Raw genomic sequence first — 11,362 nt, 5'->3', positions numbered from 1 at the left:
TGGCAAGCCAGCTCCCACAAGGGTTTGTTGTGTTCCACAAATGGTGTACACACCGCAAATCACAGTGGGAGCAGGCTTGCCAGCGATGGGGGGCTAAAAGGCACCACAAGTTCCAGCCATGAAAAAACCCGCTGACTGTCACCAGTCCAGCGGGTTTCTTTTTGGCCGGCAGCTTATTGAGCGGCAGCCTGTGCTTCCATTTTCTGGCGCAGGCTCAGTGGGCGCATGTCGGTCCAGACTTCTTCGATATAGGCCAGGCACTCCTTCTTCAGGCCGCTTTTGCCCACGGTGCGCCAACCTTCAGGCACGGCTTTGTAGTCCGGCCAGATCGAGTACTGCTCTTCGTGGTTGACCACGACCTGAAAGAGGATGTCCTCGCGGTCGAAAACTGACGTCATGCTGGTTCTCCATCGTTGTAAGGGTGGGCTGCACATCGGATGCAGCCGGGTATGTAGAAAGAACGTTCGGCGCGGCGAAAAATTTACACAGCGGCGGTGGCGGCAGCCAACGCACGACCGAAAATCTCGGCGACGCGGTCGATTTCCGCTGCGGTGATCACCAGCGGTGGCAGGAATCGCACCACAGCACCATGACGACCGCCCAGCTCCAGAATCAGACCGCGCTTGAGACATTCGCGCTGCACCAGTGGCGCCAGACGCGCAAACGCGGGGGGATGGCCGAGCGCATCCGGCGTGCCCGTTGGATCGACCAGCTCAACGCCGAGCATCAAACCACGGCCTCGAATATCACCGAGTTGCGGAAAATCGCGCTGCAGGATGTGCAGGTGTTCGCTCAGGCGCTCGCCCATGGCAGCGGCGTGCTCGCAAACCTTGTGCTCCACCAGATAACGCATCACGGCGGAACCGGCGGCCATCGCCATCTGGTTGCCACGGAACGTGCCGGCGTGGGCACCCGGTTGCCAGGTGTCGAGCCAGTCGCGATAAACCACCACCGCCAGCGGCAGACTGCCGCCAATGGCTTTGGACAGCACCACCACGTCCGGCGTAATACCGGCGTGCTCAAAGGCGAACATTTTGCCGGTGCGGGCAAACCCACTCTGGATCTCATCGACGATCAAGGCTACGCCAGCTTTCTCGGTGATGCGGCGCAAGCCGCGCAGCCATTCGATGTCGGCTGGAATCACACCGCCCTCGCCCTGCACCGCCTCGACGATCACCGCCGCCGGCAATTGCACGCCGGCTTCGGGATCGTTGAGCAGGTTGTCCAGATAGCTCAGGTTAGCTTTCACACCCGCATCGCCACCGAGCCCGAACGGGCAACGGTAGTCATACGGGAACGGCATGAATTGCACGCCGCTGCTGAGCAAGGCGCCCAGCGGTTTTTTCGGTCCCAGGCTGCCCATCAGGCTCAACGCCCCCTGGCTCATGCCGTGATAACCGCCGGAGAACGACAGCACGGTACTGCGCCCGGTAGCGGTACGCACCAGTTTCAGCGCGGCTTCGACGGCATCGGTGCCGGTCGGACCACAGAACTGGATTTTCGCCTGCGCCGCCAGTGCCGGCGGCAGCAGGCCGAACAGATCCTGGACAAACTGATCCTTGACCGGCGTGGTCAGGTCCAGCGTGTGCAGCGGCAGTTCATCGGCCAGCACCTGCTGGATCGCCTCGATCACCACCGGGTGGTTATGCCCCAGTGCCAGCGTGCCAGCCCCGGCCAGGCAATCGATGAAGGTCCGGCCCTCAACGTCCTCGACGTACAGACCCTTGGCGCGTTTGAGTGCCAGCGGGATGCGGCGCGGATAGCTGCGGGCATTGGATTCCTGCCGGGCCTGACGGGCCAGCAGTGGCGATTCGTTGAACTGGTACAACGTTTCTGCTGGCGCCGAGCTGACCCGGGCCGATGACTCTTCGATAAGGCTGGTGGCGACTGACATCTCTCGACCCCTCAATTCGCTATGGATTGTGACCAAAACAGCACACCGGACAGGTGCGCATTCCGGTTGCGGGGCGCACTTGCAGGTTTTCCTGTTCTGGAAACGCTTAAGCGAGGCGAGGATTTAGCCCCTTGAGCGACTGATCATCCGGACATTGCCAGTGGCGTGGACATGGGCAGGATCTGCAAGCCTTTATGGACGAGGCGTGGGGCAGATTCGCGGTAGCCGAGATGGCGATAAAACGCTTCCCCGGTGCGCGTGCTGTTCAGGTGCGCATGGAACACACCACGCCCTCGCAGCCAGCCTTGCAGATCGCTCATCAGCGCTCGCCCTGCGCCCCGGCGAAAGAATTCCGGTTGAACGTGGCAGAGCACAATGTCACCACTGGCCTGAGCCATGCCGACACCGACCGGTTTGTCCGCCAGCAAGGCGATACTCAGGTAGAAGCGCGGATCGGCCAGCCGGGCACTGATGTAATCGGCGGACTGCTGACCGATCCAGTCGCTGACAAGTTGGGGGTCATTGCGATGATCGAGCGCGCAACCGAAGCGGATCGAGCGTTCGATGATACGGCTGATGATTCCGACGTCGGCCAGAACGGCCGGACGAATACAGATGGGTGCTTCCATGGCGCTGTCCCCTCAATCCATTGAGTCAAAGCTGCGCTGACCTTAGCGTCACCGCCAGCGAATAACCAATGGAGAGAAGTTACATTTGATGTGCGCCCCCCTGTAGGAGTGAGCCTGCTCGCGATAGCGTCCGTTCATTCCCCACTCATGGGACTGAACGATTGCTATCGCGAGCAGGCTCACTCCTACAAGGGATAGTGGCGAATTCAGACGGCTTGCAACGGCATGGTCAGCTCGACGCGCAAGCCATCCGGGCGGCTGTCGAAATGCAGGGCACAGTCGCAACGCTGGACGATCGCCTGGACAATCGCTAGGCCGAGGCCACAGCCGGTGCTCTGGCCGTTGCGCCAGAAGCGCTGAGTCAGATGCTGCAGATCATCCTGCGCAATGCCCGGGCCATGGTCACGCACGACGAAACGTACGCGGTTGCCAATGGTTTCCAGACGTAACTCCACCGCACAGTCCTCAGGGGTATGGCGCAAAGCGTTATCAAGCAGATTGCGCAACGCAGCAATCGACAGCACCGCAGGCATGTGCAACGGCGCTGTGGAAAGCTCGGGCGGCAGGTGCAACTTGATCCGCAGACGCTCACCGCCCGTGGCATCGGCAATCGCCAGCCTGGCCACTTGCTCGGCGCTGCATTGCGAGCCATCGTCGAACGACAGGCTGCCCTCCACCCGCGCCAGCAACAGCAATTGTTCAAGCGTGCGATGCAGCCGGTCGGCGCCTTCCTCGGCCCGCGCCAGCGACTGATCGCGGGCACTGCCGTCGGTCATCCGCGCCACTTGCAGGTGCGTCTTGATCGCTGTCAGCGGGCTGCGCAATTCGTGGGCGGCATCACCGGTCAATCGACGTTCACGTTCAAGGGTCTTGCCGATGCGCTGGAACAGTTGATTCTGGGTGTCGAGCAACGGCTTCAATTCGCTGGGAAACGACTGCAATTGCAACGGCTCAAGCGAGTCGGCATTGCGCCGCATCAAGGCTTCGCGCAGGCGGTTGAGCGGTGCCAGCCCCTGGCCGATGCCCAGCCACAGCAGGCACAGACAGCCGAGCAGCGCCACACCGACAGGCACCGAAGCCGCCAGCAGGATCGACATGTTCAGGGCTTCGCGCTCGATTTGCCGATCCGCCGTGGTGATCCGCACATCGCCGCGAGCCAGGGTGAAGCTGCGCCATGGCGCACCATCGATCATCTGGTCGTGAAAGCCCATTTTTTCGGCCTCCAGCGCTTGTTCGGGATGGTTGTGACTGCGAGCAAGAATTTCCCCGCGCAGCGAACTGACCTGACACGCCATGCCACCGGGAATGTTCAGTTGCTCGGCACTGAAATGGGTGCCCTCGCCCTTGCTCGGCAGCGCCGGCAGTTGCTCCAGCAGCCCGGCGACCATGCGCGCCGACGCCACCAGACGCTGGTCGAGGGAGAACATCATCTGGTTGCGCAGATCGCTGAGCATCCAGGCTGCCGCCAGAGCCCAGATCAGCGCGAACGCAGCGCCGAGGGTCAGGCTCAGGCGCAGTCGCAGGCTCATCACTTGCCTTGATCTCCACCATCGGCCGGGCCCAAGCGATAGCCCAGACCGCGTACGGTTTCGACGATGCCTTTGCCGAGTTTGCTGCGCAGGTGATGGATATGCACATTCAACGCGTTGCTTTCCAGCTCATCGTTGAAACCGTAGACGCTGTCCTTCAACTGCTCGGTCGACAGCACCCGGCCGCGATTGTGCAACAAGGCCTGCAACAGTGATTGCTCACGTCGCGACAAATCCACCGGTTGTCCGGCCAAGGTGGTTTCGCGGCTGCTCGGATCGTAGGTCAGCGCGCCGTGTTCGATCAGGTTGACACTGCGCCCGGCCACTCGCCGCAATAAGGTTTGCAGACGCGCGAACAGCTCGCGCAGATCGAACGGTTTAAGCAGGTAATCATCCGCGCCGGCCTGCAAGCCATCGACCCGGTCGGTGACCGAATCGCGCGCGGTCAGAATCAGCACCGGAATTTCCAGACCGTGCTGGCGCAGCTGCTGCAACAGTTTGAGACCATCTTCGTCGGGCAGGCCGAGATCAAGCACCATGACATCAAACTCGGCAACCTTGAGCATCGCCCGCGCCTTGGACGCGGTGTTGACGTGTTCGACGGTCAGCCCCTGAGCCGTGAGACCGGCAACGATGCCGCTGGCGATCAGCTCGTCGTCTTCGCAAACCAGTACGTGCATGGGTGCTCCGTGAATAAAAAGGCGAGTGAAGCAGGCGAGGATTAAGCGGCAATTATGGCCGTCACCGAGGTTCCCGGGAAGGCGGGATAAAAACCGCTGCATAAAACCTGGCGCGAAAAGCCACAGTCACCGGGCGTTCAATCCTCTCTCACTAATAAAGAAACACTTTTCGCCTATATATAAACAGCCCAATCAATTAATTTAAAACAGACAACTTAAACAGCCACAAAATTTATTTGTATAACATATCCAAACTATAACGAATCATCTCTATTGACTGGCTCCCCGGCACGCAAATAAATCGATAACAACCATTGACTCGAAATTATGCGCAACTTAATCACTTCATGAAAGAGCTAGCGCAGAGCAACTCAAAGCAACACATTCACCCTATTTAAATTAAAGGATCAAGATATGCCCGCATTAAAAAATTTTGTCGCCGTGGATTGGCGTTCCGGAAAAGACCGGATCTATTTTTTTTTCAGAGACACCAACACTTACTCTCGATTCAATATCGGCGACAATGAAGTTCCCTCAGGTTATCCGAGACCGGTCGCCGGAGGCTGGGATACCCTCACTGATATGACGACCTTGCGTTTCGGCTTTACTACGACCGGAATCCCCAGGCAAGACCTGTTCTTCGACGATCGTGACATCCTCTGGTTGTTTTCTTATCAGGATGGAATTCCGACAGTGAACTGGTACAACCAGGACACCGACAAGAACATGGGTTTCCAACGCGTTGAAGAATCAATGTGGTATCGCCTGCTACCTTATTTCGATCGCATCATCGGAGGTTTCTGGTGGGGGTCCAACCCTAAAAGCGAACTTTTCCGATTCATCCTGAATGATGGCCATTGTCTCGTACTGAACGTGACGAACGGCAGAGTCAGACGCGACACTATCAACCACCGTAACTGGCCCGGATTATCGCGCTATAAAGATCGAATTATCGCAGTGGTACAAAATGATGTGCCAGACCCCACAAGGATCTATTTCTTCCTTACCAACAATGAGTACGTGACCTATTCAGGTACAAGTGTACATGGCCCCTACGAGGTTGATGAAAGGCGCTGGCCAGGCTTGTTGCGCGACTGATTGGCCAATCATGGAGGGGCTTGTAGGATAGGGTTAATTATCGGTTAATCGCCGCCACCCATTCTGCATCTCACTTGCACAGGGACAAGGCTCCTCCATGCGTCATTTTTTTCTTTTGTTTGCTCTGCTGATCTCGGGCCTGGCCCAGGCGGGAAGTAATCCTTTCGAAACGAAACCGGAATTCTTGCCGGTCGATAAGGCGTTCGTCCTCACCTCTGAACGTCTGGAGTCCGGTGAGAATCAGCTGTTCTGGCAGATTGCCGACGGCTATTACCTGTATCAGAAACGCCTGAAATTCGATGGACTGGCCGCTGAGCAGCAGCCAGCCTTGCCCGAAGGCGAATCCCACAGCGACGAGTTTTTCGGCGAACAACCGGTTTATCGCCAAGGCCTGGAAGTGAAAATCCCGGCGGCGGCCACCGGTCAGATCAAAGTCAGTTATCAAGGCTGCGCCGATGCTGGCCTGTGTTATCCGCCGCAAACCCGGGTGATTGACCTGGGCGGTAAAGCGACCCCGGCTGCCGGCGCCGAAGCACCGGATCAAGCGCTGGCCAGCAGCCTGCAGCAACGGGCGCTGGGCTGGAGCCTGCTGGTGTTTTTCGGCCTCGGCCTGCTGTTGGCCTTCACCCCCTGCACGTTGCCGATGCTGCCGATTCTGGCCGGAATGATTGTGGGGAGTGGCGCGACGCCTCGTCGAGGTTTCGCCTTGGCTGGCAGTTATGTGATCTGTATGGCGCTGGTCTATGCGGCGATGGGCGTGATTGCCGCGCTGCTTGGAGCCAATCTTCAGGCGTGGTTGCAAAATCCGTGGCTGCTGGGTGCCTTCGCGGCCGTGTTCGTGGTGCTGGCGTTGCCGATGTTCGGCTTCTTTGAATTGCAATTGCCGGTGGCGCTGCGAGATCGGCTGGAACATGCCTCGCGCAGTCGCAGCGGCGGCAGCCTGATTGGCGCCGGCGTACTCGGCGCGCTGTCGGGCCTGTTGGTCGGCCCGTGCATGACCGCGCCACTGGCCGGCGCGTTGCTGTACATCGCACAGAGTGGCAACGCCCTGCACGGCGGGTTGATTCTGTTCTCGCTGGGGATCGGCATCGGTGTGCCGTTGTTGTTGCTGGTGACCGTCGGTAATCGCTTCCTGCCAAAACCCGGCGAGTGGATGAACCTGCTCAAAGGCGTGTTCGGTTTCCTCTTCCTCGCCACGGCCTTGCTGATGCTGCGCCCGGTGCTCGATCCATCGTTGTGGCTCGGTCTGTGCGGCGCCCTGCTGTTGATCGCGGCTTATTGCGCCTGGAAACAGTCGGAAGGCTTTGGCCGTGTCGCACAGTTGTTCGGTGCTACGGGATTGCTGCTCGGGTTATGGGGCAGTTTGTTGGTGATCGGTGCGGCGGGCGGCAGCGACGATCCGTATCAGCCGTTGCAGGTTTACAGCGGCGGCCGTGTTGCCAGCGCTGCACCCAGTGGTCATGACGCGTTCATCACGATCAACGACCCCGCAGCGCTGCAACGCGAACTCGATACCGCCAAGGCACAGGGCCAATGGGTCCTGCTCGATTACTACGCCGACTGGTGCGTGTCGTGCAAAGTCATGGAGAAGCAGGTGTTCGGCAAGGACCAGGTGATGCAGGCGTTGAGCGACGTACGCCTGCTACGCCTGGATGTCACCGCCGACAATGCCGCCAGCCGTGAACTGCTCGGCCGTTACAAAGTGCCGGGGCCGCCGAGCTTTGTCTGGATCGGCGCCAACGGCGAGGAACGACGCAGCCAGCGCATTACCGGTGAAGTCGATGCCGAGACGTTTCTGCAACGCTGGACCACCACCCGAGACGCCAACTGATGCTGACATTCACCCTCGGCACCTTTGCCATCGCGCTTAACCACCTGCTGCTGATCAGTGCATTGGCACTGGCGACCTTCGTCGGCTGGCGGGTGGCCAAACGCGGTGGCGATAATCCCGAGTCGGCGCTGTTCAGCCTGTTTCTGCTGGGCATGCTCGCCGCCCGCGTTGCGTTTGTCGCTCTGTACTGGAGCCACTATCGCAATGATCCATGGCAAATCGTTGACCTGCGCGATGGCGGTTTTCTCGCCTGGCCGGGGGTGATTGTCTTGCTGCTCGCCGCCCTGTATCGCGGCTGGCGTCGTCCGGGTTTGCGTCGGCCGTTGGGGTTTGGCGTGGCCAGTGGTGTGGTGTTCTGGTTGCTGGCGACGCTGTCGCTGAACATCTACGAACAAGGCACTCGGCTGCCGAACATCGACCTGCGCAACGCTGCCGGGGAGACGATCAAGCTCAGCGACTATCAGGGCGGCCCGCTGGTGATCAACCTTTGGGCGACCTGGTGCCCACCGTGCCGGCGTGAAATGCCGGTACTGGAAAATGCCCAGCAGCAACGCCCGGACCTGACCTTCCTGTTCGTCAACCAGGCCGAAAGCATGCAGAGCGTGGCGACTTTTCTCGAAACCCAAGGCCTGAGCCTGAACAACGTGTTGTTTGATCGCGGCGGTCGACTGGGCCAGGCCGTGGGTTCCATGGCATTGCCGACTACCCTGTTCTATAACCCTGATGGTCGCCTGTTGGCCAGCCACCTGGGCGAGTTGTCCAACGCGAGCCTGGCCCGCGCCCTGGAAAACTTCGACGTCCCGAATCCTGATTCGACTGCCGTACCGGCCACCTCTGCAAGGAAACTGCCATGCCCCGCCTCCGCCACCTGCTGACGCTGACCCTGGGCACTGCCCTGCTGCAACTGCCGTCGGTTCAGGCCGCCGAAGAACTGCCCGCTGCGATCAAGCAGATCGAAGCCAAGGGCGCAAAAATTGTCGGCCAGTTCGACGCACCGGATGGTTTGCGCGGTTATGCCGCGCAATACCAGAACCGTGGCATGGCGCTGTACCTGACCCCGGACGGTAAACACGTGCTGCTGGGCAATTTGTACGACGCCGACGGCAAAGACTTGAGCAGCGAGCCGTTGCAGAAACTGGTCTACGCACCGCTGGCCAAGGAAGTCTGGGCCAAGTTCGAGGCGAGCAACTGGATTCAGGACGGCAATAAGGATGCGCCACGCACCGTGTATCTGTTCAGCGATCCGAACTGTCCGTACTGCAACATGTTCTGGGAACAGGCCCGACCTTGGGTCAAGGCCGGCAAGGTACAGTTGCGGCACATCATGGTTGGCATCATCCGCGAGGACAGCCCGGGCAAATCCGCCGCACTGCTGGCGGCCAAGGATCCGAGCAAAGCCCTGGAAGATCACGAAAAGGCCGGCAAGGGCAGTTCGCTCAAAGCCTTGAAGGACATTCCAGCAGCGGTGCAGAGCAAACTGGCGGTAAACATGCAGTTGATGGAAGACCTGGAATTGCAGGCGACGCCGGCGATTTTCTACATGGATGACAAGGGTGAACTGCAACAACAGCAAGGCGCGCCTTCGCCGGACAAGTTGGTGAAGATTCTCGGGCCTAAGTAAAGATCACGGGCTCCTGCATCGGGTGCGGGAGCCATTACCACTCGCATCGGCCGACGATGTCATCCAGATTGTCTGCCGTCCCCTGTTCCTTCAAGAATGACGTGACCTCGGCGACCCACTGCTGATCTGACGCAATACCAGCCCAAGCGTGGGTGCCCGCGCGATGGTAGGGGCGATCGTCAAACGTGTTGATCAGTGCCTGATTCAATGTTCGTACATCAAAGTCCGGATTTTTCGCGTTCTGCATCATCAGTGAGCTGAACACCCGCTGTTGCGTCTCTTCGCACAATTTGACCTGCCGAGCGTCAGTGGAGCTCACGACAATAAAAGTGGGTTGGACACCCTCATCGAGCGCTGCCTGCAACCGATAGTGCCCATCGATAATCACGTATGAGCACAACCCTCCCACGTACCACAGCAATACCGGCGGCAAACTGCCCTCTCTGGCTTTCTTACGCCACCACTTGAGACGACCTGCCAGCGGGTCCACCGCATGCACGCCGATAATATGGCCCAGATCCCAATCGAGCCAATGCACGGTTTGCGCTTGCACGTTATCGAGAATGCCCTCACCACGTGCGTACCAGTTCGGCAAATGACTGGATGCATCAGGTAGTGTGGAGAAATACCAGCCACTTGAGCCATCGCCGGATTTACTGCGCCCGGCATGGGGCAACATTGGTCGCGCCACCCAATGGCCGGGGTAGAGAAAATCGGCCTGATTCTCCATCAGCTCGTTAATGAAGTAGCGACACCAGCCGCGTATGCGCTGGTCGGGAGGTAACTCAAAGTGTTCCTGAACGTCAGCCGAGCCAATAGCGGGGACGGATGGCGAATCCGCTTGAATGGGCTGAGGGTTGCGCACCAACCACGCGCCGTAATACGAAGTGGCGATAGTGCCCCAGAACAACGGGACGTCATTGAGCATCAACTTCATTCGAGCATTGTTGCCACTGAGCAAATGCAGTGGCGGTTTGCTCGACTTCGAGCGTTTGACCTCAACGCTCAGCCCGACCCAGTTTTCCTCAAGATCCTTGAGATCCCGCCAGTAAAATTGCTTCACAGCAGATCCTTTACGAACATCATTGCGGGCAAAGCCCCACAAGTTTTCATCGTCGTTCACAAGTCCGCTGTAGGAGCTGTCGAGTGAAACGAGGCTGCGATTTTTTGATTTTTAATCGTAAAAAGCAAGATCAAGAGATCGCAGCGTGCCGCAGTGCCTGAAGAGTTTATTGATTGCGGTCCGCCAAAAACTTCAGCAATACCTCATTCACAAACTGCGGATTCTCCAGATTGGAGATATGCCCCGCCTCCGGCACCAATGCCCACGGACAGCCAATCAACTCCGCCATTTCCTGTGTCTCCGACGGTGGTCGTGGTTTGTCCTGATCCCCGCACAGCACCAGCGTGGTGGCCGCATTCAGCTCGCCCAGACGCGACAACAGATCATCACGGCCAAACGTGATGCGCCCCATCGGCACGATGCTTTGACGCAGTCGATCGGCGGAATAACCCGCCAGTTTTGCGCGGAAGTCCTGATACAGCGCCGACTGTGGATCAATGCCCGGGCGGAAGAAAATCGGCACAACAATGTCGAGCAACTGCTCGCTGATCTCACCGCTTTCTTCGATTTGCTTGAACAGCGAGAAGTAATACTGACGCGTGGGTTCGGGCTCTACGCCGACATAGGTGTCCATCAACACCAGACCGTTGACCCGCTGTGGAGCCGAGAGTGCCAGACGCACGCCCCACATGCCGCCGACCGACAGGCCGACCAGAGTGACCTGGTCGATCTCCAGATGATCGAGCAACGCCTCGGCCTGCCGGGCGATGTCATTCAGCGATGTCGTGCCATCCGGCAAGCGTGCGGACTCGCCATGACCCCAGAGATCCAGCGCAATCACCCGGTAGTGCGGTGACAACGCGGCGATTTGCGGCGCCCACATGGCCTGATCCCACAGATAACTACCGGCCAGCAGCACGGCCGGGCCGGTGCCTTGATCAATGTAATGAAGCGCTTGTCCGTCCACCGTGAAGAAAGGCATCGACCACCCCCGCGACAAAAAAGAGAACCGGCAGA

Annotated in this window: 11 protein-coding genes; 4 read left to right on the top strand and 7 right to left on the bottom strand. The window is 59.1% G+C overall.

Annotation, left to right across the window (positions count from 1 at the left end; genetic code table 11):
* Window positions 1-173 precede the first annotated feature (173 nt).
* From AC3WMT_RS11025 to AC3WMT_RS11005, 5 genes are all read right to left on the bottom strand, one after another.
* Window positions 174-398 carry an MbtH family protein gene (locus AC3WMT_RS11025; RefSeq protein ID WP_007917715.1) on the bottom strand — a complete coding sequence of 75 codons (225 nt, stop codon included), beginning with the start codon at window positions 396-398 and terminating at the stop codon, window positions 174-176.
* Between the two features lie 83 nt (window positions 399-481).
* The gene (locus AC3WMT_RS11020) at window positions 482-1,894 is read right to left on the bottom strand and encodes an aspartate aminotransferase family protein (protein WP_103304801.1); all 1,413 of its coding nucleotides are present in this window, start codon (window positions 1,892-1,894) and stop codon (window positions 482-484) included.
* 143 nt (window positions 1,895-2,037) lie between these two features.
* Window positions 2,038-2,523 (bottom strand): GNAT family N-acetyltransferase, encoded by a 486-nt coding sequence (locus tag AC3WMT_RS11015; RefSeq protein WP_103304800.1) that lies wholly within the window; start codon window positions 2,521-2,523, stop codon window positions 2,038-2,040.
* A 206-nt stretch (window positions 2,524-2,729) separates the two neighbouring features.
* Window positions 2,730-4,052, bottom strand: a complete 1,323-nt coding sequence (locus AC3WMT_RS11010) for an ATP-binding protein (protein ID WP_103304799.1) — start codon at window positions 4,050-4,052, stop codon at window positions 2,730-2,732.
* On the bottom strand, window positions 4,052-4,732 hold the full coding sequence (locus AC3WMT_RS11005; protein ID WP_103304798.1) for a response regulator: 681 nt from the start codon (window positions 4,730-4,732) through the stop codon (window positions 4,052-4,054). Before AC3WMT_RS11005 ends, AC3WMT_RS11010 begins: the two co-directional genes overlap by 1 nt.
* Before the next feature lie 414 nt (window positions 4,733-5,146).
* Here AC3WMT_RS11005 and AC3WMT_RS11000 point away from each other — a divergent pair, with 414 nt between their 5' ends.
* From AC3WMT_RS11000 to dsbG, 4 genes are all read left to right on the top strand, one after another.
* Window positions 5,147-5,830 (top strand): hypothetical protein, encoded by a 684-nt coding sequence (locus tag AC3WMT_RS11000; RefSeq protein ID WP_103304797.1) that lies wholly within the window; start codon window positions 5,147-5,149, stop codon window positions 5,828-5,830.
* Window positions 5,831-5,927: 97 nt separating this feature from the next.
* Window positions 5,928-7,661 carry a protein-disulfide reductase DsbD gene (gene dsbD, locus AC3WMT_RS10995; RefSeq protein ID WP_103304796.1) on the top strand — a complete coding sequence of 578 codons (1,734 nt, stop codon included), beginning with the start codon at window positions 5,928-5,930 and terminating at the stop codon, window positions 7,659-7,661.
* Window positions 7,661-8,536 carry a TlpA disulfide reductase family protein gene (locus tag AC3WMT_RS10990; RefSeq protein ID WP_103304795.1) on the top strand — a complete coding sequence of 292 codons (876 nt, stop codon included), beginning with the start codon at window positions 7,661-7,663 and terminating at the stop codon, window positions 8,534-8,536. The genes dsbD and AC3WMT_RS10990 overlap by 1 nt, the downstream gene beginning before the upstream one ends.
* Window positions 8,512-9,282, top strand: coding sequence for a thiol:disulfide interchange protein DsbG (gene dsbG / locus AC3WMT_RS10985; protein WP_103304794.1), 771 nt, complete (start codon window positions 8,512-8,514; stop codon window positions 9,280-9,282). Before AC3WMT_RS10990 ends, dsbG begins: the two co-directional genes overlap by 25 nt.
* Before the next feature lie 34 nt (window positions 9,283-9,316).
* Here dsbG and AC3WMT_RS10980 read toward each other — a convergent pair whose 3' ends face one another.
* Entirely contained in the window at window positions 9,317-10,405 is a 1,089-nt protein-coding gene (locus tag AC3WMT_RS10980) for a ParB/Srx family N-terminal domain-containing protein (protein WP_256583546.1), read from the bottom strand.
* A gap of 106 nt (window positions 10,406-10,511) precedes the next feature.
* Window positions 10,512-11,327, bottom strand: a complete 816-nt coding sequence (locus AC3WMT_RS10975; RefSeq protein ID WP_103304792.1) for an alpha/beta fold hydrolase — start codon at window positions 11,325-11,327, stop codon at window positions 10,512-10,514.
* Window positions 11,328-11,362: the final 35 nt, after the last annotated feature.

The sequence above is a fragment of the Pseudomonas sp. FW305-7 genome (genome assembly GCF_058786735.1).
This window is presented reverse-complemented; position numbering and strand designations above follow the sequence as displayed.

Coding starts and splice junctions, on each gene's coding strand:
- AC3WMT_RS11025 (WP_007917715.1), bottom strand. CDS start 398: ATGACGTCAGTTTTCGACCGCGAGGACATCCTCTTTCAGGTCGTGGTC.
- AC3WMT_RS11020 (WP_103304801.1), bottom strand. CDS start 1,894: ATGTCAGTCGCCACCAGCCTTATCGAAGAGTCATCGGCCCGGGTCAGC.
- AC3WMT_RS11015 (WP_103304800.1), bottom strand. CDS start 2,523: ATGGAAGCACCCATCTGTATTCGTCCGGCCGTTCTGGCCGACGTCGGA.
- AC3WMT_RS11010 (WP_103304799.1), bottom strand. CDS start 4,052: ATGAGCCTGCGACTGCGCCTGAGCCTGACCCTCGGCGCTGCGTTCGCG.
- AC3WMT_RS11005 (WP_103304798.1), bottom strand. CDS start 4,732: ATGCACGTACTGGTTTGCGAAGACGACGAGCTGATCGCCAGCGGCATC.
- AC3WMT_RS11000 (WP_103304797.1), top strand. CDS start 5,147: ATGCCCGCATTAAAAAATTTTGTCGCCGTGGATTGGCGTTCCGGAAAA.
- dsbD (WP_103304796.1), top strand. CDS start 5,928: ATGCGTCATTTTTTTCTTTTGTTTGCTCTGCTGATCTCGGGCCTGGCC.
- AC3WMT_RS10990 (WP_103304795.1), top strand. CDS start 7,661: ATGCTGACATTCACCCTCGGCACCTTTGCCATCGCGCTTAACCACCTG.
- dsbG (WP_103304794.1), top strand. CDS start 8,512: ATGCCCCGCCTCCGCCACCTGCTGACGCTGACCCTGGGCACTGCCCTG.
- AC3WMT_RS10975 (WP_103304792.1), bottom strand. CDS start 11,327: ATGCCTTTCTTCACGGTGGACGGACAAGCGCTTCATTACATTGATCAA.